This is a genomic window from Christiangramia oceanisediminis (genome assembly GCF_022570735.2).
Classification (GTDB): domain Bacteria; phylum Bacteroidota; class Bacteroidia; order Flavobacteriales; family Flavobacteriaceae; genus Christiangramia; species Christiangramia oceanisediminis.
The window spans coordinates 668,132-691,118 of record NZ_JANCNS010000002.1 but is presented as its reverse complement, the minus strand read 5'-3'; the positions used below and the strand labels follow the sequence as shown (position 1 = coordinate 691,118).

The window sequence follows — 22,987 nt, the reverse complement described above, 5'->3', positions numbered from 1 at the left end:
TGTTATCCTTGAATTCCTGGTTTTCATGATCTGACCCCTGTTTATTTAAAATAAACTGTCTTCCTGTTAACAAACTCCTTGATCCCATCTTCGGAAAGTTCTCTTCCGTAACCGGAAATTTTCGTGCCTCCAAAAGGCAGCCTCGGGTCACTTTTAACGAGTTCATTTATAAATACCGCCCCGTCTTCGAACTCAGGCACTATTTTTTCGGCAAATTTCATGTCTTCGGTGAAAAGCGAGACTCCAAGTCCAAATTTTGAAGAATTTACCAGTTCTATGGCTTCTTCATTCTTTTTGAAAGTAGTCACTCCTATAGCGGGTCCAAAGGTTTCTTCAGTAAACATTTTCATTTTGGGAGTGACACCGGTAAGGATGGTAGGCTCCATATAGGCCTTATCTCTTTTTCCGCCAAGAATGATCTTTGCTCCATCTTTTACCGAATCTTTTACCTGTTTCTCAAGTTCTTCGGCAAGATCTTCCCTGGCAAGTGTTCCTATGAAAGTGTCCTCATCCAGCGGGTCTCCACTTTTTAATTCCCGAACCTGCTTTACGAACTCTTCCATGAACTCCTCCTCTACACTTTCGTGAATGATGAGCCTTTTCCCTGCTATACAACTCTGGCCTGTATTCTGAAACCTGGCCATCACACAGGTTTTGACACTTTCCCCGATATTGGCGTCCTTAAAGATCACCAGAGCGTTGCTGCCACCTAATTCAAGAACCGATTTCTTGATCTCTTCTCCTGCTACCGAAGCCACCGCAGCTCCAGCAGGCTTACTTCCGGTTAGGGTAACGGCTTTTACTCTTTTGTCCCTGATAATGTTCTCAATTTTTGAAGATGAAAGAACCAGGTTTTGGAAACATGCCTCAGGAAAACCAGCCCGTTCAAATACCTTCTGGATATTGTTCGCAGACCGCATCACATTGCTGGCATGCTTAAGGATGCCTATATTACCGGCCATTAGTGCCGGGGCTGCAAATCTAAAGACCTGCCAGAATGGGTAATTCCAGGGCATTACGGCCAGAACTACTCCAATGGGCTCATAACTCACATAACTTTTGGAAGCATCGGTTTTTATAGTTTTGGAAGCTAGATGTTTTTCAGCATTTTCGGCATAATATTCACAAACCCAGGCACATTTTTCAACCTCAGAAATTGCCTGTATGATAGGTTTTCCCATCTCAAGACTGATATCCTTTGCATATTCCTTCGCATTATCTTTTAATTCCTTCGCAGCTTTTCGCATATGGTCTGCGCGCTGTTTAAAGCTTGTGGTTCGCCATTCCTTAAAGCGCGAATCAGCAGCTTCCAGGGCCTCATCGATTTGTTTACTGTTTAATTCCTTGAATTTATCGATTACTTCTCCTGTATATGGATTTTTAGATTCGATCATATATCTAATAGCTTTTCTTTTAAATATAGTAAGATGAATAGGAGTAATATGGTCGATTAAGACAGATTTAACTCCGCTAATGTTTATAACCGGTTTACAAGTAAAATAACGGCATGGTAAATGCCGCTATATTAATAAGTATATTTAAAAAAACCTTACTTCCCATGAATCCGAGAGATATTAACCTGCTGGAGCTCAGACCAGAGATACCTTCCGCGAGAATCAATGAGAATATGAGTGCCGATGAGCGTTTTCAGAATGAAACCTTACGTCCCGTAGCCAAACTGCAGGATGAATTACTGGTAGCGGTATTCAGAAATTATATTTCGAAACATAAAAATGCGTTTTATGATCTGAATATTGAGAAACGCCTGAATTATATCGAGAACGCAATTCAAAAGGACATCAAGTTCAGGAACAGTTTAAAGGGAATCATTATAGGCCAGTTCACCCTGCTGGAATATGAGACCTATATTCAGAATTCTTCAGCTTTGAACAAGCGAATGATGAACATCGTAAAAGAAAGGCTTCAAAGTAACATTCAGTTACTGGAAAGCGATATGGCGTACTAAAAAGCCAACTATTATCGTGAAGGTAAAACTCATAAGTGTTCCTATGAGCACATATTCGGTTTGCTTTCTTGCGCCGATTTCAGATTTATCGCTGAACCTTAAAATGGATTTTGCCGCGATCAAAAAACCTATAGACGAAAGGTTGTAGGTTAAAATAAACGTAAGAACCAGTATTCTTTCAAAAATTCCTATAAAACGTCCAGCTGAATCCAGGCTGTTCTGCCTTAAATCGTCTTCCACTTCATTCTGCCATCTCTTGGTTGCTTTTCCTATGAGGTAACCGGCAGGAAGTATAATGATTAAATATCCAACTATAATTGCCATGGCAGATTGGGAATTCAGTATCTCGCTGATAAAAGGAATGACATTATCAAAATTGGAAGTGAGATAAAGCCAGGCCAGAAAAATGGCAAAGAGATGCAATATCTGGTCTGAAGCAAAAATTTTCAACGAGTCCTTTGAGAATTGAAGTTTCCAGAGGTCGGTAAAGAAATGTGTAAAACCTATAAAAAGAGCAATATACCACCAGCTGGGTTCCATTAGCAAAATATAGGTTAGCAAACCTGCCAGAAGAGCATGTATATAAAGGAATTTAGATTTGGATTTATTTCGTCTTTTATCCCTTACCCACTTGTCTGGCTGGATAACAAAATCGGTTATGATATGAGCTAAAAGCAACTGTAGGAGAATAAGTATGCTACTGTTCATGGGAGAAATGTTGGTTAATTACAGTATTATAACGAGTTAAGAGTACATCAATTGCTTCCCAGCCCGCGGCTTTCTTACGCTGGTTAACAGCTGATTGGCTGATGCCCAGTTCAGCGGCAATTTCGGTTTCTTTAAATTCCTTCAAAAGATAATAAATTACCTCGGCAGAAGCGGTACTCCATTTTTCAGATAAGGTGTCAAGGAGCAACAAGGAAGCATTAAATTCTTCATTGATATTCGAATTTGGTGTTTTGAGCCCGATCTTTCGGTTATCAGATTTCATTTCGTCAAGGGTCCTTCCTGAAAATTGAAAGGCCTGGCCATTGGATTCCGGGATAGAGGGCCTTTTAAAATCATAAGTCCCTATACCAATAGCTATTCTGAGATCTGCCTGCCGCTTGAAGGAACGATTCATTTTCTCGTTTTCTAAATGCAGGCTGTTAATGGCAGTCTTTATTCGTAAAGCAAAGAGTAAAGCTTTTGAAGGTTCGTAAATAATACCCTGAAAACTGTCACCACGGTAAATCTCAAATTCTGAGGCTTGCCTGGTTAGCTTTGCCAGAGAATTGAATTCACTATTAAGCCTAACTATAGAATTTTCCAGTAACTCCCTGGGATAACTGGATGAAGACAAAAGATCGGCTGAAAGTACGGCTATCATAAGTCAAATATACAAAAAAATAAGCTTTTAGACTTATAATATTAATATATAAGTTAATAGACTTATAATATATAAAAATAAGCTTATAGACTTATACTGGTAGAGGTATTAAATATTTCCTAAATCTTCGGTTAGCCGGGTAAGCTTAATTAATTTTAAGCAGAATTTGAGAATTGAAAAAAGATGATTACGAATAAGCAAGATTTATATTACAAGTGCCTGGATACAGTGAACCGGCAAATCGAAAAGTACCAGAAGGAAATGGAGCAGATCCGGGAATCTATGGAGAACAATGATGCGCATACCGATTATGACGAGGATGATAGTAAAGGACAATTACTAAACGATTTTGAAAAATATGCTGAATACCTCGATAATTCGAGGAAAATGAAAGAAAAATTAAGCCGGATTGATCCCAAGCATTACAGCGAGCAGATCGATTTTGGCAGCGTGGTGGAAACCTCTGATAATTACTATTTCATTTCAGCTGCTATTGGGAAAGTAGTTTTAGACGAAGGTAGTACCGTTTATGCTATCTCTACCGAAGCTCCTATTTACCAGGAAATGAAAGGTAAAAAACAGGGAGATAAGTTCACGTTTAACGGTAATGAGCAGGAAATTCAAACCGTTCATTAATACTATTCCGGATATTCGATCCTTAAGTGATAAATGTTCTTCAGTTTTCGCTTAAGGATCTTTTTTACCACCTGAATTTCTTTAAATGTAATATTGGAATTCAGGAACTGCCCCTCCTCCATTTGCTTATCAATTATCTTCTCTACGAAATTATCGATTAAGATCGAAGTAGGCTCTTTTAGACTTTTACTGGCGGCCTCCACGCTATCACACATCATTAGCACAGCGGTTTCCTTACTGAAGGGAATTGGTCCCGGATACCGGAATCCTTCGGTAGAAGCATTTTCATTAGCTTCTTTCTCTTTCATATAGAAATAATAGACCGTACTGGTACCATGATGGGTTCTTATAAAATCGATCACCCTGTCTGGCAGGTTATTTTTCTTTGCGATCTCGATCCCTTTGATCACATGTTGAATAATAATTTCAGCACTTTCCCTTGGCGATAATTCATCATGCGAATTTACCGAAGTGGTTTGATTTTCTGTGAAATAGGTAGGGTTGTACATTTTACCGATGTCATGGTAAAGGGCTCCAACCCTGGCAAGCATGGCGTTGGCATTGATCTCGTTTGCCGCAGCTTCGGCAAGATTAGCAACATTAAGACTATGATGAAAGGTTCCGGGGGCTTTTTCGGCCAATTCTTTTAACAGCTTTGAATTCGTATCTGAAAGTTCCAGCAGCGACATGTCGCTAACCATTCCGAAGATCTTTTCATAAACGTAAATAAGAGGTTGAACGAAGAGTGTTGCGAGCCCGCCCAGTAAAAAGGTTAAAAAAACCTCTGCATTGATATCGCTAACATTTCCTTCCTGTATCACGGTAAAGGCGAAGTAGGATATGATATAAACGAGGGTTATCTGCCCCACTGAAATAAATAAGTTGGCTCTTTTGTACAATTCGCTAACCGTAAGAATGGTAACTATCCCCGCAATGATCTGAAGGAACATATATTCATAGCTGTTAGGGACTATAAAGCCTAACAACAGAACAGTGATCACATGAGTAAACAATCCCAGCCTTGCATCGAAAAATGCCTTCAAAGTTAGCGGCAGAATACATAGTGGCACCACATATACATAATCTATATTGAAATTGATTACCAGGGTGGTAAGCATCACCATAAAAATGATATTGAAAAATATGAAAGTTACTTTCACATTATTCTCGAATACGATTGGCCGGTATTTTCTCATGAACAACAACAACATCAAAAGCGCCAGTGCGACCAGTGTGCTGTATCCTACCAGGATCCAGTTATAATTTGACTGGCTCCATACCTGGGATTCATATTCGGCTTTTAGTGAACGAAGAATATCATATTTGTTACCTTCTACTACCTCTCCCTTTGCGATGATCCTGCTACCCTGTTCAATGACACCCCGGGTGTAGGAAATATTATTAAGCTTACTCTCAAGTTCCTTTTGAGTTAACTCGTTATTAAAGCTTACGTTGGGTTCAATAGAATTGAAAAAGACTTCCAGCAACTCTGTTTTGAATGAGTTGAAGCCGGCATTGCTTATTTCATCGCTCAGGAATTTCCTAATCTCCCCCTGCTTGAGAATTCTTCTGTATGCGACTTCGCTGGCTTCATTTTCTTTAAGTAAATACACTAATTGATCGGGATCCAGGCGATTGCTCTCCTGTAACAAACCAAATTCATAGATGTTGTCTACGGTTTCACTAACAAATTCGTCAATGATGTTCTCATATACGCTTAAGGTAGAATCTGAGAAAACATTCTGAACTTCACGCAGAGCCTCTTTCTTGATCTTTGCGGGCTCATCAACATCATAATCGTAATACGGAATATGGTTTTGGGTGATCTCCTGCCTTTCAGCTGCGATCTCTTCGTCTGTTTTTAATATGGCAAAATCGAATGGTGCGTAGAGATTCTCGTATTGCCAGGGCTTACCTTTTGGTATATCGTATTTGAATTTCCCACCTTTAGGAAGCAGGTAAACGATTAGAACAGATGTAAGCACGAACAGGAAAACCTTATAAAACAGTGCCTGATTCTTGTAAAGCTTATTAACGAAATCGCTCATAGATATTGAGGTAATGCTCAAATGTAGTAAAAATAGGCCTGAATAAGCTTAGGTTATTTAATTCCTTATAAAATCACTAACTTCGCAATTCTTCAAATAAATAAACTTAAAACATGAATAAAGAAGTAGTAATAGTAAGCGCCGCGAGGACTCCAATTGGTAGTTTTTTAGGCAGTTTATCAAGCATTCCTGCCACAAAACTGGGGTCTATCGCCATCAAAGGTGCCCTGGAAAAGATCAATCTTAAACCAGAAATGGTTCAGGAAGTATTAATGGGGAATGTGGTTCAGGCTGGTGTTGGACAGGCTCCTGCCAGACAGGCTTCCCTTGGAGCTGGTATCCCAGACACTGTGCCCTGTACTACGGTTAATAAGGTTTGTGCCAGCGGAATGAAAGCCGTGATGCAGGGAGCACAATCCATTATGCTTGGTGATACCGATATCGTTGTTGCCGGAGGAATGGAAAATATGAGCTTGATACCTCATTATATTCATATGAGAAATGGAAAGAAATTTGGTCCGGTAAGCATGGAAGACGGGATGCAAAAAGACGGCCTGGTTGATGCGTACGATCACAATGCCATGGGTGTTTGTGCTGATCTATGCGCAAAAGAGCATAATTTCTCCAGGGAAGATCAGGATAAATTTGCGATTCAGTCTTATAAAAGATCTGCAAAAGCCTGGAAAGAAGGTAGATTTGATAATGAAGTAGTACCCGTAGAAGTTCCACAGAGAAAAGGAGATCCGGTCATTGTTAAGGAAGATGAAGAATTTAAGAACGTAAGAATGGACAAGATCTCTTCGCTTCGACCTGCGTTCTCTAAAGAAGGTACGGTCACTGCCGCCAATGCCTCAACGATTAATGATGGTGCCGGAGCGGTAGTTCTTATGAGCAGGGAAAAGGCAGATGAACTTGGGATAAAACCATTGGCTAGCATTAAAAGTTATGCTGATGCCGCAACCGAACCAAAATGGTTCACCACTGCTCCTTCTAAAGCTTTACCGAAAGCAATTGATAAAGCAGGAATCAAATTAGGTGATGTAGATTTCTTTGAATTCAATGAAGCATTTTCTGTAGTAGGACTTGCCAATATGAAAATTCTGGGACTTAACGATAAGAATACCAATGTGAATGGTGGAGCAGTTTCTTTAGGTCATCCACTTGGGTGCAGCGGGGTACGAATCTTAATTACCCTGTTAAACGTACTGGAACAGAATAACGCAAAAATTGGAGCAGCAGCTATTTGTAATGGTGGTGGTGGAGCCTCTGCAATGATTCTGGAACGAAATTCTTAAACCTGATCAACGAATAGTTAATGCAATACGGTATTTGCCATTTAAGTATAGTACCGCTTAGAGTTTCTGCTTCTCATGAAGTTGAGATGACATCTCAGCTACTTTATGGAGAGCATTTTAAGGTTCTTGAAGAAAGAGCTCACTGGAGCCGTATTCGAAATGCCTATGATGGCTTTGAGGCCTGGATTAACAATAAGCAGTATCTTAAAATACAGGAAGCTGAATATTTTTCTCTTGAGGAAGAAAATATTCGGCTTTCTTCCGATCTAATAGAATACATCGTTGATTCTAAAGGTTTATTGATGCCTATCGCTATGGGTTCTGTGCTGAACTTCAGTAAAAATTTGGCTCACCAATTTGATGGTGCTTCCGTAAGGCCTGAATCTTCATCAAAAACCAAACTTATCGATACCGCGTTGTTGTACCTGAATACCCCTCATCTATGGGGTGGAAAAAGTCCGTTTGGAATAGATTCCAGTGGTCTAACCCAAATGGTGTATAAACTTAATGGTTTTGGTTTGAAAAGAAATGCCGCAGATCAGGCTAAGGATGGAGAAGCTTTAAGTTTTATCGAAGAAAGTGAACCGGGAGATCTGGCCTTTTTTGATGATTCAGAGGGTGTAATTAACCATGTTGGACTCATTATGCAGGAAAACTATATTATACATGTAGATGGTTGCGTACGTGTGGACAGGATAGATCATTCAGGAATTTTTAGTACTGAACTAAAAAGGCATACTCACAAGCTCAGGGTCATAAAAAAAATGATCTGAAAATGATATGGTTTTTCTTAAACAGGAAGAATAAAAAAACCCGCTTAATGAAGCGGGTTTTTTTTTATTGTTTATGAAGTGATCAGGACTAGTTATTCAACTTGGCCTTCATTTCCTCCATTTTTTCTTTTTCTCCAAGCGAAGAATAAATATTCATCGCTGTTCTAATTAGATCTTCATTTTCAGGATTCTTTTCAATCGCAGTTAGAAGGATAGGCAAATTATCTCTATATAATTGCTTTCTTTCTTCCGTCAATTCGTCATATCGCTCATTATCGGCTTTAGACATTCCAAGATTGTTCATTTCCTCCATTAGCGCCTGTTCCTTAGGATTTACAGAAGAAACATAAAGATTAATGTAGTAGTTACCTGCATTTGGATCAAGCTCGATAGCCTTCTTATAGTTTTCGATAGCTTTTTCATGATTCTCCAGTTCCTGAGCATAGATCAAACCAATATTGTTGTAGATCTGCGGGTTATCTGGATCTATTTCAGCCATTTGTTCAAATATATCCTTAGCCTTATCTAATTGTTGCTGCTGAATATATATGTTGGCTTCGGCCTGAAGAAGGCTAATGTTTTCCGGATCCAAAGCTTTGGCTTCCTGAAGCGCCTCAACTGCTTTTTCAGATTCCCCCATAGAGGTATAACTACCAGCAATAATTGAAGCAACCTCTCCTTTTTTAGATGGTTCTTTTTCTACTTTTTCATCGCTGTATTCCCCGGTCTTCATCATCAAATCCATCTGATTCTTGTCGGCAAAGGTTACACGATTTCCATCCTTATCTACAGCGGTATAGATCTTTCCGGAACCATCAAATCCAAGTTCCACCAGTTTATTACTGTACTCAAGAGCTTTTTCATACTGCTCGCTGCTATAGGCAGTAGATGCTGCATAATAAAGGAAGATGGTATCTTTTGGATTTAGGTCGTAACGAGCTTTTAGCTTTTTAACACCTGATTCGTAGTTCTCATTTTTCAAATCGGCTTGCGCACTCTCGACCATCTTTTGGTTTAGAGCGGTTAATTGCTGCTGAGCTTCATCGCTTCCCATTTCGGCAGCTTTTTTAAATGATTCTGCTGCGATGGTCAAATCTTCGGCCGTAGCATTGGCACCGGTACCCATATAGGCTTTTCCTTTAAAGAAATAGAAATCCTCGGTCCATCTATCATTTAATTCTCCAAGATTCTGTTCGGCAACCTTTAACTGAGCCTTTGCCTCAGCATAATTGCCTTCTTCTAGGGCATCTTCTGCATTTCTTACTTGATCTTTCTGGGCAATCGCTGTCATCGATAGTAAAGACAGTCCCAGCATAAAAATATTAGTCTTCATTGTTAATTTGGTTTAGTTTTTTCTATTCTTCACTATCATCAGCAATAGTCGTGCCATTAGCCGGTTCTTCACCACCTACGGGCTTTTCGGCATCTTCCATGGCCTCTACATCATCTTCGTCATGTAATACTTTAGCCACTGCTGCTATGGCATCATTCCCTTTAAGGTTGATCAATCTAACTCCCTGGGTTGCACGACCCATTACCCTTAGATCTTCCACGGCTAATCGAATCACGATCCCTGATTTATTGATGATCATTAGGTCGTCCTGGTCTGAAACATTCTTAATAGCGACAAGTTGTCCTGTCTTTTCGGTAACAGAAATGGTCTTAACCCCTTTTCCTCCTCGATTGGTGATTCTATAATCCTCCAGACTGGAACGTTTTCCGTATCCATTTTCTGAAACAACCAGAATATCTGAATCAAAGTCGTTTACCGAAATCATACCTACAACCTCGTCGTTATCGTCGGCAAGAGTGATTCCTCTAACCCCGCTGGCATTCCTACCCATTGGTCGTGTTTTGCTTTCCTCGAACCTGATGGCTTTTCCACTTCGAACAGCTAGCATAACCTGGCTGTTTCCGGTAGTTAATTTCGCTTCTAAAAGTTCGTCTCCTTCTTTAATGGTTATAGCGTTGATACCATTAGTTCTTGGGCGGGAATATCTTTCCAATCGGGTTTTCTTCACCTGGCCTTTTTTGGTGGCCATGATCACAAAATGATTGTTGACATATTCCTCATCCTTGAGGTCCTGGGTACAGATGAATGCATTCACCTTATCCTCCGGTTCAATATTGATAAGGTTCTGAATTGCCCTTCCTTTTGAAGCCTTGCTTCCTTCAGGAATTTCGTAGACACGCATCCAGTAACATTTACCATTCTGGGTAAAGAATAGCATATACTGGTGGTTGGTTCCAACGAACAGGTATTCAAGGAAGTCTTCATTTCGGGTATTCGAACCTTTTTGTCCAACCCCTCCCCTGTTCTGAGTCTTATATTCATTAAGTGAAGTCCTTTTAATATAACCAGCGTGAGAAATTGTAATAACAACTTTCTCATCCGGGATCATATCTTCGATACTAAGATCACCACCGGCATATTCAATTTGAGAACGTCTTTCGTCACCATATTTTTCCTTAACCTCTAGAAGTTCGTCCTTAATAACTTCCATTCTTCGCTCTTTACGCGCAAGAATATCTTCAAGATCTTCTATGGTCTTCAAAATCTCATCATACTCGGCTCTTAATTTATCCTGCTCCAGACCGGTAAGCTGTCTCAATCGCATTTCTACGATCGCACGGGCCTGAACTTCGGTTAACTCAAAGCGTTCCATTAACTTCTCCCTGGCTTCTTCAGCGTTCGAAGATGCACGGATAAGGGCGATCACTTCATCAATATTATCTGAAGCAATGATCAAACCTTCAAGGATGTGAGCACGGTCTTTCGCTTTCTTAAGTTCGAATTCGGTTCTACGAACTACCACATCATGCCTGTGCTCTACGAAATGGTATATAAGGTCCTTGAGATTAAGCATCTCCGGTCTTCCATTTACCAGTGCAATATTATTGACACTAAAGGATGATTGCAGAGCGGTGTGCTTAAATAAGGTATTCAGAACGATATTTGGTATCGCATCTCTTTTTAGCTGATAAACGATTCGCATCCCGTTCCTGTCTGACTCATCCCGGATAAGGCTGATTCCCTCGATCTTCTTTTCATTTACAAGATCGGCGGTCTTTTTGATCATATCGGCTTTATTCACCTGATATGGGATCTCAGTCACCACAAGGAATTCTTTCCCATTGATCTCCTCCATATGGGATTTGGCCCGCATAACGATTCTTCCCCGTCCTGTTTTAAAGGCTTCTTTTACCCCGTCATATCCATAGATGATCCCACCAGTAGGAAAATCAGGAGCTTTTATATGTTCGATGAGTTCATCGATCGTAATATCGTGATTATCAATATAGGCAACGGTGCCGTCTATAACTTCGTTCAGGTTATGTGGAGGCATATTGGTTGCCATACCTACGGCGATACCACTTGCGCCATTTACCAGTAGGTTTGGAATACGGGTAGGAAGTACAACAGGCTCGTTAAGCGAATCATCAAAATTCAACTGGGTATCCACCGTTTCCTTATCGATATCTGCCAGCATGTCTTCGCTGATCTTACGCATCCTGGCTTCGGTATAACGCATCGCAGCTGGACTATCTCCATCTACCGATCCGTAGTTACCCTGGCCATCCACCAACATATACCTCATGCTCCACTCCTGGGCCATACGAACCATGGTGTCGTAAACCGAGGAATCCCCGTGAGGGTGATACTTACCCAATACCTCTCCTACGATCCTGGCCGATTTTTTATAGGCCCGGTTGGAAAGTACTCCAAGCTCATACATACCATATAAAACCCTTCGGTGAACAGGTTTGAGGCCGTCACGAACATCAGGTAATGCACGTGACACAATGACCGACATCGAATAATCGATATAGGCCGATTTCATTTCATCTTCAATGTTGATAGGAATTAGCTTTTCTCCTTCAGCCATATTTTATAATTTAATTTATCTCAAAAAAAATCTAGTGGGCAATTTACATATTTTATCCCTCTTTACAGGCATTTAGACCTTACCAGGCCTTCTTTTTATTAACAAATTTTTATTGTGATTTGGTTAATAAGTTCACTAATTTACACTTTGAATATTGAAAGTAATTTTGTCAATTAGCTACTAACTCCCTATTAGGTACAATTTTTGCCCAATTCGTAGTGAAAATAAATATTGAGAAAGGAAGATAAAATGGATGATAATTTTTCACCAAGAGTAAAAGATGTTATTGCATACAGCAAGGAAGAAGCATTAAGACTAGGTCACGATTTCATCGGGACAGAGCATCTTATGCTTGGTTTGCTGAGGGATGGTGATGGAAAAGCCATAGATATCCTGAATGCGCTCGAAGTAGACCTGAGCCATTTAAGACGAAAAGTTGAAATACTAAGCCCCGCCAATCCAAATACAGTTACAGTTAGTAATGAAAAGCGAAACCTGCACTTAACAAGGCAGGCAGAAAGGGCTTTGAAGACCACTTTTCTGGAGGCTAAACTTTTCCAGAGCTCATCGATCAATACAGCTCACTTACTCTTATGTATATTAAGAAACGAGAACGATCCCACCACTAAATTGTTAAATAAATTGAAAATAGATTACGACGGAGTAAAAGATCAGTTCAAATACATGATCGCAAGCGATGAGGATGACTTTTCCGATAGCCCTTCAGCTGAATCGTTTTCAGACGACGATGGCGGGGATGATACCGCCCGCGAAAACCCATTCAGCAGCAGTGGCGGAACCGGGAAAACCTCTAAAAAATCGAAGACTCCTGTTCTGGATAACTTCGGAAGGGATCTTACCGCTTTGGCAGAAGCCGATAAGCTGGATCCGGTGGTTGGTAGAGAAAAGGAAATCGAAAGAGTTTCCCAGATTTTAAGCCGAAGGAAAAAGAACAACCCGCTTCTTATTGGAGAACCGGGTGTTGGTAAATCTGCAATCGCAGAAGGACTGGCTCTTCGAATCATTAAACGTAAGGTTTCAAGGATACTATTTGATAAACGAGTAGTAACTCTGGATCTTGCCAGTTTGGTTGCTGGAACGAAATATCGCGGCCAGTTCGAGGAACGTATGAAGGCGGTGATGAACGAGCTGGAAAAGAATGATGATATTATTCTCTTTATAGATGAGATCCACACCATAGTAGGTGCAGGTGGTGCCACTGGTAGCCTGGATGCCAGCAATATGTTCAAACCTGCTCTTGCCAGAGGGGAAATCCAATGTATAGGAGCCACTACTCTGGACGAGTACCGCCAGTATATTGAAAAAGACGGTGCATTAGAGAGAAGATTCCAGAAGGTGATCGTGGAGCCTACTACGGTAGAAGAAACGATCGAGATCTTGAATAATATTAAGGATAAGTACGAGGAACACCATAATGTTTCTTATACAGACGAAGCAATTCAGGCCTGTGTGAAGCTTACAAACAGGTATATGACAGATCGGTTCCTTCCAGACAAAGCGATCGACGCCCTGGATGAAGCCGGTTCAAGAGTTCATATCACCAATATCGATGTTCCTAAACAGATTCTCGACCTCGAAAGAAAACTCGAAGAAGTCAGAGAGAATAAGAATTCTGTTGTTAAGAAACAGAAATATGAAGAGGCAGCTAAGTTAAGAGATGATGAAAAGAATCTTGAAAAGGAACTTAGCGTTGCTCAGGAAAAATGGGAAGAAGAATCCAAAAAGCATAAGGAAACAGTATCAGAAGAAAGTGTTGCCGATGTGGTTTCCATGATGACTGGTATTCCTGTGAATAGAATTGCTCAAACCGAAAGCAACAAACTGGTAGAACTACCTAAGAAGATTAAAGGAAAGGTGATTGGCCAGGATGAGGCTGTTGGAAAAGTTGTAAAAGCTATTCAACGTAACAGGGCAGGATTAAAAGATCCGAATAAGCCCATTGGATCCTTTATCTTCCTGGGACAGACCGGTGTGGGTAAAACCCAGCTGGCTAAAGTTCTTGCACGTGAGCTTTTTGATAACGAGGATGCCCTTATTCGAATAGATATGAGTGAATACATGGAAAAATTCGCTGTATCTCGTTTGATCGGTGCACCTCCTGGTTATGTAGGTTATGAAGAAGGTGGACAGTTAACCGAAAAAGTTAGAAGAAAACCATATGCAGTTGTACTTTTGGACGAGGTTGAAAAAGCTCACCCAGATGTGTTCAATATGCTTTTACAGGTTCTTGACGATGGTTATCTTACCGACAGTCTTGGCCGAAAGATAGATTTCAGAAATACGATCATTATCATGACCTCCAATATAGGGGCACGTAAACTGAAAGATTTTGGTCAGGGAGTTGGATTTGGAACATCGGCACAGAAATCACAGGTAGACGAAAATGCCAGAAGTGTGATCGAGAATGCACTTAAAAAGGCTTTCGCTCCTGAATTCCTGAACCGTATTGATGATGTAGTGATCTTTAATTCTCTTGAAAGAGAAGATATTCATAAGATCATCGATATTGAACTTGCTAAATTATTCGATAGGATTCATGGACTCGGATATGATCTGAACCTTACTGATAAAGCAAAAGATTTTATTGCTGAAAAAGGATTTGATAAGCAATACGGAGCCAGACCTCTTAACAGGGCAATTCAGAAATATATCGAAGATGCTCTTGCCGAGGAGATTATCACCTCTAAACTAAAAGAGGGAGATAAGATCCTGATGGACCTGGACGAAGATAAAAATGAGCTTACGATCGATATACAGAAATCGGTTGAAGAAACCGAATCATAAGAATACTTTTTTACTACTTATAAGCCATCCCAATTGGGATGGCTTTTTTATTTTTTCTCTTTTGCTATTTTTGAAATTCATCTAAATTAGCGGCACTTAGTACCCCAAACCAAATGCTAGATAAAACCATTCAACTCGATTTCGGATCTGTAAGGATCAAGGAAAATATTCTTATTGCAAAACTTAACGAAGGAATTCTTTTTGATGTTGAAAACAACCAGAAATTACTGGTCCTGGGACAGGAAGTTTTCAAGGACAAAAATTACGGATACATATCACACCGTGTTAATTCCTATGCGGTAGATCCCCTGGTTTATTTTGAATCAGCCCAGGTTGAAAACCTTAAGGCCATTGCAGTGGTAAGCGATAATGAAATGACCCGCCGAAATGCCGAAGAAGTTGAACGAAAATTCTATAAGGACAGTAATTGCTTTGGAGTTTTTAAAACTTTGGAAGAAGCTGAACAATGGATCAAAACCAAGATCTAATCCAGTTTCGCTTGCTTCGCTTTATGGTTCATTAAATAACTGCCGGATAGCCCTACCAATATTGTTAGCAATATCCCTGGCCAGTAAACTTTCAAAACCAAATTCCTTGGCAGCTATATCTCCTGCCGCACCATGCAGATAAACCGCCAGTACAGCTGCTGATATGGGCTCATAAGATTGGCCAAGCAGCGAGGTGATCACACCGGAAAGCACGTCCCCGCTTCCCGCTGTTGCCATTCCTGGGTTACCCGAATTATTGATCATTACCGAGTCATTTTGAACCGTGCAGGTATGCGCACCCTTAACTACCAGAATGACCTTGTACTTTTTACTAAAGGCCTTCACTTTGTCTAACATTTCGAAATCATCCTTCCATTCTCCTATTAAGCGTTTTAGTTCGCCGGGGTGAGGTGTAAGTATGGAGTTTTCAGGCAAAAGCTCCATAAGTTCATTCTTCATTGAAAGAATATTAAGACCATCTGCATCAATTACCACGGGGTTCCTGGTATGTTCCAGCATATTTCGTAATGCAGAAATTGATTTTTCATCTGTGCCAACCCCCATTCCAAAACAAATCGCGTCGGCTTCAAATTCTACTGGAAATTCGGTAATCATTTTGGAATCACTATCGGTTAAAACCATTGCCTCTGGCAATCCAGTTTGAATGATTTCGTATCCACATTCGGGAATAAACAGGCTACACAAACCAGTCCCGGTTCTTAAAGCCGCGGTGGCCGTTAACATCACGCTACCAATCTTACCATAACTTCCACCAGCAATGAGTACATTCCCGTAATCTCCTTTATGAGTGTTTTTGTTTCGGGTTTTATATATGGCCCTAGCGTACTCAGAAGTGATAAGGAAATGATTGGATTCAAGTGTACCTATAAATTCACGGTCTAAACCTATATCGAGAATTTGCAGATTACCCACATAATCCATTGTTTCAGGAAGAAAGAAGGCAATCTTTGGTGCCTGGAAACTAAGCGTGTAATCGGCTTTGACGATCGCTGCATTTTTCTCTTGTGCCTGGTCTGGAAATAACCCGCTGGGCATATCCACTGAAAGTATGAATGCACCGGATTGGTTAATGTGATTAACCAGCTTAGCCATCCAGCCTTCTATTGGCCGGTTTAAACCTATACCAAAGATGCTATCTACCACGAAATCACCCTTGTTCAACTCAGGAAGATCGTTCTCCCCTTTTAACTGCACTGGCCATCCTTTTGAAAGAGCTTTAAGTTTATCATAATTAGAAAGAAAATCTTCTGAGCGTTTATTACTGTAATTAACGATATAAACTTTAACCTTATAATCGTGTTCCATGAGCTTCCTGGCAATCACGAGTCCATCTCCTCCATTATTACCAATACCGCAGAAAATTTTTATAGGAATTGGCCTGTTTTCTAGTCTATGGTGAATTTCCTCAAAAACCAGGCTTGCTGCCCGTTCCATCAATTCTTCTGAAGTGATTCCCTGTTTCTTGATGCTTATCTTATCGGCTTCGGCAAGTTGTTTTGCACTGAGTATTTTCATGGTATGTATGTCTTGAAATTAAGGTCACAGCTTAAAATTAATAATTTGAAGAGGACTACCCAGCTATAAAAACCCTAAATAAATATTGTATTCTTCCCGAATTGAATAAATTTGCGCAAATTTTTATCAAAAATGAAAGAAATAGCCCTGTCTAAAAAACATAGAGAACTTAACGCCAAAATGATCCCTTTCGCGGGATTCAATATGCCTGTTTCCTATGAAGGTGTAAATGCTGAACATTTGAATGTACGTGAAAAACTGGGAGTTTTTGATGTCTCTCATATGGGTGAATTTCTAATTTCTGGCGAAAATGCACTGGAATTGATTCAGAAGATCAGCTCTAACGATGCTTCGAAATTGACTGATGGAAAAGCGCAGTACAGCTGTATGCCAAACGAAAAAGGGGGTATCGTTGATGATTTGATCATCTACCGTATCGACGCCGAAAAATACCTGCTGGTAGTAAATGCTTCTAATATAGAGAAAGACTGGAACTGGATCGCACATCACAATACGATGGACGCAACCATGAGAGATATGAGCGACGAAATGTCTTTACTTGCCATCCAGGGTCCTAAAGCTGCAGAGGCCATGCAATCTTTAACCAATATTGATCTGGCAAATATGAAGTTCTACACATTTGAAGTTGGAAACTTTGCGGGTGTGGAAAAAGTGATCGTTTCTGCCACCGGATACACGGGTAGCGGTGGGTTTGAGATCTATTTCAAAAATGAAGATGCAGAGCAAATCTGGGATGCTGTCATGGAAGCCGGAAAAGACTTCGGTATCAAACCAATTGGTCTTGCGGCACGTGATACTTTGCGTCTTGAAATGGGATATTGTCTTTACGGAAATGACATCGATGAAACCATATCGCCTATTGAAGCCGGCCTAGGATGGATCACCAAATTCACCAAGGAGTTCATCAATAGCGAAGAGCTAAAAATGCAAAAAGAGAATGGTCCTTCCAGAAAACTGATCGCTTTTGAAATGGACGAAAAAGCGATACCAAGAAAAGGTTATGATATCGTTGATGAAAATGGTAAGAAAATTGGGGAGGTAACCTCGGGCACCATGTCGCCATCACTGGAAAAAGGGATAGGCCTTGGTTATGTACCTACAGAAGTTGCAGGTCTTGGAAATAAGATCCATTTACAAATCCGTAAAAAAACGGTTCCTGCCACTCAGGTGAAACTGCCCTTCTATAAAGGCTGATTTATTTGAAACGTATACTCATCTTAGGAGCTAGCGGATTTATAGGCAATGCCCTGTATAAAGAGCTATGCTCCTATTTTGATACTCATGGTACGTATCGTACTCCAAACAGGTTTTTCGAAGACAACCATCAGTTTCATCAGTTTGACATGGAAACTGAAAATATCGAGCTTCTACTCGAAAATCTGAAACCTGATGTGATCATTTCTGCTCTCCGCGGAAATTTTGATCTACAGGTGGCTACTCATTTCAGGATCATAAACCATATACTTAGGTATAAAAGCAAATTGATTTTCCTTAGTTCGGCAAACGTATTTGATGCCTTCACTAATTTCCCTTCCTACGAATATGACAAGACTCTTAGCCTTAGTGTTTATGGCAGGTTTAAGATAAAAATAGAGAATGCACTTTTACGTCTTCCCAATAACAGTTATAATATTATTAGGCTACCCATGGTTTTTGGAAAATCCTCTCCAAGGATCAAAGAGGTAAGAACCATTCTTGATCTAAAAGAACCGCTGGAAGTTTTTCCAAATGTGGTCATCAATGCCACCGAAATACTTAAAGTCACTCAGCAAATTCATTATATCATAAACAGGGATAAACAGGGCGTATTTCACCTGGGTAGTTCAGATCTTGTTCATCAAAGAGATTTTATGGCAGAAATTTGCGAAGGGCTTGGCTATGAAAATCCACTTTTCAAAAATGTCTACGACTCAAACTATGACCGCTTCCTGGCCGTGTTGCCCAAAGACAACAAACTTCCAAAAAACCTGGAAATTACGATTAGCCAGGTCGTGGAAGCATCAACAAAAAAATAGGAAACCTGTTAATCCTTTTTTAAATAGGATGTTTACTGTCAGATAATTCCTTAATTTCTGGATTCTAACTAGAAATCAAAAAAGCGAATCTGATGAAAAAATTAAGCGACGAAGAAATTCAGGATAAATTGCAGGAATTGGAAGGCTGGACCTATGCTAAAAATGCCATACACACCTCTTTTCAGTTCGAGAATTTCAAGGAGGCATTTACGATGATGACAAGAATTGCCTTTGAAGCAGAAGCCATGCAACATCATCCAAACTGGGGAAATGTCTATAACCAGTTGGAGATCTCTCTCTCTACTCACGATGCAGATGGAGTTACCGAAAAAGATTTTAAACTTGCAAGAGCCATAGAAAAGATCATCGAAACCACGAATTAAAGCGACTAAAATATTCAATCTTAAGGCTCCTGATTTTCACAGCGAATTAGGAGCTTTTTTTATATTTTTGCGGCCGATCTTATTTTAAATTATTATGGGAAGAGCATTTGAATTTAGGAAAGCACGTAAAATGAAACGCTGGTCTGCCATGGCCAAAGCTTTCACCAGAATTGGGAAGGATATTGTTATGGCCGTTAAAGAAGGCGGTCCAGATCCAGACACCAATGCAAAGTTGCGAGCTGTGATCCAGAATGCCAAGAGTGTGAACATGCCCAAGGATAATATCGAGAGAGCGATCAAACGCGCTTCTGATAAATCCCAGGGAGATTATAAGATGGTACTCTTTGAAGGTTATGCCCCTCATGGGATTGCCGTACTGGTTGAAACGGCTACCGATAATAATAACCGAACTGTCGCGAACATTCGCTCTCATTTTAATAAATGTGACGGGAACCTGGGAACCTCAGGGTCTGTTGAATTTATGTTCGACCATACCTGCAATTTCAGGATCAACGCCGAAGGAATCGATCCTGAGGAACTGGAACTCGAATTGATCGATTTTGGTGCAGAAGAGGTTTTTGAAGACGAAGATGGGATACATATCTATGCCCCATTTCAAAATTTTGGAAGCATTCAGAAAGAACTGGAAAACCGAAATATCGAGATCATTTCTTCAGGCTTCGAAAGAATTCCACAGGTTACCAAAAGCCTGAATGAAGAGCAGACTGCCGATGTAGAAAAATTATTGGAAAAACTGGAAGATGATGATGACGTGCAAAATGTCTATCACACCATGGAAACTGCAGAAGATTCTGAAGATTAATTAAAAATTTTCCGGGATCCTGCCTTTGACCCCATCATAAAATCCAAAAATTTCAGAATAATCCTTATCAAAATCTCCGGTAGGCCAGAACGGCTCGGAGATTTTTACTTTTTTGGTCCCATAATCAAAAGCCACACGAATAATGGGAACTTCAGCCTTTAAGGCGATATAGTAAAAACCGGTTCTCCATTTATCGGTTTTTTGTCGGGTACCCTCCGGGGAAAGGGCCAGTCTAAAAACTTCCCGTTTCTGGAAGATCTCCGCAATGGCATCTACCCTTTTCTTATTACCAGACCTGTCTATTGGGGAACCACCTACCATTTTGAAATACCATCCAAATGGAGGCTTAAAAAGCTCCTGCTTACCCACAAAATTGATCTGGATCCCCATGATCTTCCTGATCAGGATACCTATCAAAAAGTCAAAAGAACTGGTATGGGGCGCCACAATGAAAATGCATTTTTTAATTGCCGGGTCGAATTTGTTTTCCAGCTTCCACCCCATTAATTTAAAAAACACAAAGCCTGCGAGCCCCTTCATTTATTATTCCCTCGAATGTTTTACAGATTTATCTCCCTTGCGACGTTTTCTTTCCTCTAGTAATAAGGATAATTCACGCCCGGTCTGACCTTTAACACTGGTGTTCTCCTGGGCTCTTCTTAATAGATAAGGCACCACATCTCTCACCGGTCCAAAAGGAACCAGTTTAACAGCATTGTATCCTTTCCTGGCAAGATTATAACTTATGTGATCACTCATTCCATACAACTGACTAAACCAGATGCGTTTATCATCGATGCTAAGACCTTTGTCTTCTATTATTTGAAGGGCAAGATAACTGCTTACCTCGTTATGAGTACCAATAAAAACCGAAATATCTTCCAGATGGTTCAGGCAATACGAAAGCACGCTATTGAAATTAACATCAGTAGCTTCTTTGCTTTCACAAATAGGAGTTGGATATCCTAATTTTTTAGCCCGGGCATTTTCCTTTTCCATATAGGCACCCCTTACAATCTTGGCGCCAATCTTAAAACCTTCTTCCTTACCTCTTTCATGCAAACCTTTTAGGTACTCCAGCCTGTCCCAGCGGTAGCACTGAAGGGTATTGAATATCAAAACCTCTTCTTTATTATACTTGCGCATCATTTCCTCCATGAGGTCGTCGGCAGCAGTTTGCATCCAGGTTTCCTCACCATCGGCATAGAGGCGAACCTTCAATTCGTATGCTCTTTCACAAAGAGTCTCTACCCGCTTTTTAATGCGTTCCCACTCCTCTGTTTCCTCTTCGGTAAGATTTACTTTTTCACTTACTTTTTCCCAAATCTCAAAACGCCCTATTCCGGTAGGTTTAAACATGGCAAAAGTGATCTCGTCACTCTCCTTTGCATAATCAATAAGACTTAATTTCTTTTCCATGGCTGCATCAAACTCCTCTTCGGTCTTCTTTCCTTCAACCGAGTAATCAAGGATACTATGCAGGTTTTCGTCATACATCTCTTTGGTTACAGGCTTACAGTCTTCCTCGGTAACCCCGCCACAAAATTGTTCGAAAATGGTCTTTTTAATAAGCGTCTCAACCGGAAGATGCAGTTTAAGAGAAAAATTGGTCAGAAATGTTCCGGCTTTTACAATCATGGGCCGGCTCATCATACTGAATAAAAAGATAGCTCTGTCCAACTCTACATTAGATTTTAGTTTGAATGCAGATTTGGTGTTGTTGAATATTTTTTTTCTAATCATAATATACCTGTAACTGCGGCAAATATAATTATTGAAACTTGATTAAATCATAATATTCTCTTTAAATTCGGGGCTTTAAACCTAATAGAAATGAACGATTCACAGGCCTCCCTCAACCCGGTGTTATATACTGAAAAAGCCTATTATGCACTATCTGAATATTTAGAGGAACAAAATCCATCCAAGGTTTTTATCCTGGTAGATTCCAATACCCACGAACATTGTCTTGCCAGTTTTCTTGGGAAGATAGAAAAGGAAATAGAAACCGAAGTGATCGAGATCGAAGCCGGCGAGGAATTTAAGAACCTTCAAACCTGTGAAGGAGTATGGAACGTGCTTTCAGAATTGGGAGCCGATCGTAAAAGTTTGCTAATTAACCTTGGCGGCGGAGTTGTTACCGATCTTGGAGGGTTTGTGGCTTCAGCCTTTAAAAGAGGGATCAAATTCATCAACGTCCCCACTAGCCTTCTGGCCATGGTAGATGCCTCTGTAGGCGGAAAAACAGGTGTGGATCTTGGAAATCTGAAAAACCAGATAGGGGTTATAAATCAACCTGAAATGGTCATGATTGATATTGAATTCCTGGCTACTCTTCCGCAGGAAGAAATGAGAAGCGGTTTAGCCGAGATCCTTAAACATGGACTCATTGCCAGCAAGGCTTACTGGAAAAAGGTCTCTAACCTATCCAGCCTTAACCTCACTCATCTTGAGGAAATCATAAAGGAATCGGTAGAAATAAAGAAGGACGTGGTTTTGAAGGATCCATTTGAAAATGGATTACGAAAAACACTGAATTATGGACACACGCTAGGTCATGCTATTGAATCCTATTGTCTTACCCATTCCGATAAAAAGAAATTGCTTCACGGGGAAGCCATCGCTGCCGGAATGATCCTGGAAACCTATATTTCCAGCGAACTTAAAAATTTTCCGAAGCAAGATCTTATCGAAATAACCAAAATCATTACCGAAATATACGGAACAGAACAGTACAGCAAGGAAGACATTAACCAGATTAAAGACCTGATGAAGTTCGATAAAAAGAACGAACGCGGGCAGATAAACTTTGTCTTACTTGAGGAGATTGGTAAACCCGTTATTGATATTGTGGTACCAGGTGAATTGATAGACAGGGCATTCCAGTACTACCTAAACAACTGATTTTAAATATTTTAAAAAATTTATAGAATTAATAGATT

At 40.2% G+C, this 22,987-nt stretch carries 20 protein-coding genes; 11 read left to right on the top strand and 9 right to left on the bottom strand.

The genetic code is table 11. The features are described from left to right. Positions 1–41: 41 nt before the first annotated feature. Positions 42–1,394 carry an NAD-dependent succinate-semialdehyde dehydrogenase gene (locus MKO06_RS10550; protein WP_241551136.1) on the bottom strand — a complete coding sequence of 451 codons (1,353 nt, stop codon included), beginning with the start codon at positions 1,392–1,394 and terminating at the stop codon, positions 42–44. Positions 1,395–1,558: 164 nt separating this feature from the next. Here MKO06_RS10550 and MKO06_RS10545 point away from each other — a divergent pair, with 164 nt between their 5' ends. Beyond that, positions 1,559–1,966, top strand: a complete 408-nt coding sequence (locus tag MKO06_RS10545) for a glyoxalase (protein ID WP_241551135.1) — start codon at positions 1,559–1,561, stop codon at positions 1,964–1,966. On the opposite strand, the gene MKO06_RS10540 is transcribed toward MKO06_RS10545, so the two are convergent. Next, a complete protein-coding gene (locus MKO06_RS10540) occupies positions 1,940–2,674 on the bottom strand; it encodes a DUF3307 domain-containing protein (RefSeq protein ID WP_241551134.1) in 735 nt (244 codons plus the stop codon). The genes MKO06_RS10545 and MKO06_RS10540 overlap by 27 nt on opposite strands. Further along, positions 2,664–3,335, bottom strand: coding sequence for a SatD family protein (locus tag MKO06_RS10535; protein WP_241551133.1), 672 nt, complete (start codon positions 3,333–3,335; stop codon positions 2,664–2,666). The genes MKO06_RS10540 and MKO06_RS10535 overlap by 11 nt, the downstream gene beginning before the upstream one ends. Before the next feature lie 183 nt (positions 3,336–3,518). On the opposite strand from MKO06_RS10535, the gene MKO06_RS10530 reads away from it, so the two are divergent. Continuing rightward, a complete protein-coding gene (locus MKO06_RS10530; RefSeq protein ID WP_241551132.1) occupies positions 3,519–3,971 on the top strand; it encodes a transcription elongation factor in 453 nt (150 codons plus the stop codon). 2 nt (positions 3,972–3,973) lie between these two features. On the opposite strand, the gene MKO06_RS10525 is transcribed toward MKO06_RS10530, so the two are convergent. After that, positions 3,974–6,019, bottom strand: coding sequence for an HD family phosphohydrolase (locus tag MKO06_RS10525; protein WP_241551131.1), 2,046 nt, complete (start codon positions 6,017–6,019; stop codon positions 3,974–3,976). Between the two features lie 113 nt (positions 6,020–6,132). On the opposite strand from MKO06_RS10525, the gene MKO06_RS10520 reads away from it, so the two are divergent. After that, entirely contained in the window at positions 6,133–7,314 is a 1,182-nt protein-coding gene (locus MKO06_RS10520) for an acetyl-CoA C-acyltransferase (protein ID WP_241551130.1), read from the top strand. A 20-nt stretch (positions 7,315–7,334) separates the two neighbouring features. Then, entirely contained in the window at positions 7,335–8,087 is a 753-nt protein-coding gene (locus MKO06_RS10515; protein WP_241551129.1) for a C40 family peptidase, read from the top strand. Positions 8,088–8,175: 88 nt separating this feature from the next. Here MKO06_RS10515 and MKO06_RS10510 read toward each other — a convergent pair whose 3' ends face one another. Next, positions 8,176–9,420, bottom strand: a complete 1,245-nt coding sequence (locus tag MKO06_RS10510; RefSeq protein WP_241551128.1) for a tetratricopeptide repeat protein — start codon at positions 9,418–9,420, stop codon at positions 8,176–8,178. A 22-nt stretch (positions 9,421–9,442) separates the two neighbouring features. Continuing rightward, a complete protein-coding gene (gyrA, locus tag MKO06_RS10505) occupies positions 9,443–11,974 on the bottom strand; it encodes a DNA gyrase subunit A (protein WP_241551127.1) in 2,532 nt (843 codons plus the stop codon). A gap of 249 nt (positions 11,975–12,223) precedes the next feature. Between gyrA and MKO06_RS10500 the strand changes: the two genes are divergently transcribed. Beyond that, a complete protein-coding gene (locus MKO06_RS10500; RefSeq protein WP_241552045.1) occupies positions 12,224–14,779 on the top strand; it encodes an ATP-dependent Clp protease ATP-binding subunit in 2,556 nt (851 codons plus the stop codon). A 113-nt stretch (positions 14,780–14,892) separates the two neighbouring features. After that, entirely contained in the window at positions 14,893–15,267 is a 375-nt protein-coding gene (locus tag MKO06_RS10495; RefSeq protein WP_241551126.1) for a DUF7793 family protein, read from the top strand. Between the two features lie 21 nt (positions 15,268–15,288). Here MKO06_RS10495 and MKO06_RS10490 read toward each other — a convergent pair whose 3' ends face one another. Further along, complete coding sequence (locus tag MKO06_RS10490) at positions 15,289–16,803, bottom strand: NAD(P)H-hydrate dehydratase (RefSeq protein WP_241551125.1); 1,515 nt, start codon at positions 16,801–16,803, stop codon at positions 15,289–15,291. A 132-nt stretch (positions 16,804–16,935) separates the two neighbouring features. Here MKO06_RS10490 and gcvT point away from each other — a divergent pair, with 132 nt between their 5' ends. From gcvT to MKO06_RS10470, 4 genes are all read left to right on the top strand, one after another. Next, the gene (gene gcvT, locus MKO06_RS10485; RefSeq protein WP_241551124.1) at positions 16,936–18,018 is read left to right on the top strand and encodes a glycine cleavage system aminomethyltransferase GcvT; all 1,083 of its coding nucleotides are present in this window, start codon (positions 16,936–16,938) and stop codon (positions 18,016–18,018) included. A gap of 5 nt (positions 18,019–18,023) precedes the next feature. Next, positions 18,024–18,839, top strand: a complete 816-nt coding sequence (locus MKO06_RS10480) for a sugar nucleotide-binding protein (protein WP_241551123.1) — start codon at positions 18,024–18,026, stop codon at positions 18,837–18,839. Positions 18,840–18,931: 92 nt separating this feature from the next. Next, positions 18,932–19,222: a 4a-hydroxytetrahydrobiopterin dehydratase gene (locus MKO06_RS10475; RefSeq protein ID WP_241551122.1), complete on the top strand. Its 291-nt coding sequence runs from the start codon at positions 18,932–18,934 to the stop codon at positions 19,220–19,222. Between the two features lie 94 nt (positions 19,223–19,316). After that, the gene (locus MKO06_RS10470) at positions 19,317–20,045 is read left to right on the top strand and encodes a YebC/PmpR family DNA-binding transcriptional regulator (RefSeq protein ID WP_241551121.1); all 729 of its coding nucleotides are present in this window, start codon (positions 19,317–19,319) and stop codon (positions 20,043–20,045) included. On the opposite strand, the gene MKO06_RS10465 is transcribed toward MKO06_RS10470, so the two are convergent. Beyond that, positions 20,046–20,549 carry a 1-acyl-sn-glycerol-3-phosphate acyltransferase gene (locus MKO06_RS10465; protein WP_256946173.1) on the bottom strand — a complete coding sequence of 168 codons (504 nt, stop codon included), beginning with the start codon at positions 20,547–20,549 and terminating at the stop codon, positions 20,046–20,048. Positions 20,550–20,588: 39 nt separating this feature from the next. Beyond that, positions 20,589–21,788, bottom strand: coding sequence for a proline dehydrogenase family protein (locus tag MKO06_RS10460; protein ID WP_241551119.1), 1,200 nt, complete (start codon positions 21,786–21,788; stop codon positions 20,589–20,591). A gap of 90 nt (positions 21,789–21,878) precedes the next feature. Between MKO06_RS10460 and aroB the strand changes: the two genes are divergently transcribed. Continuing rightward, positions 21,879–22,949 carry a 3-dehydroquinate synthase gene (gene aroB / locus MKO06_RS10455; protein WP_241551118.1) on the top strand — a complete coding sequence of 357 codons (1,071 nt, stop codon included), beginning with the start codon at positions 21,879–21,881 and terminating at the stop codon, positions 22,947–22,949. Positions 22,950–22,987 lie beyond the last annotated feature (38 nt).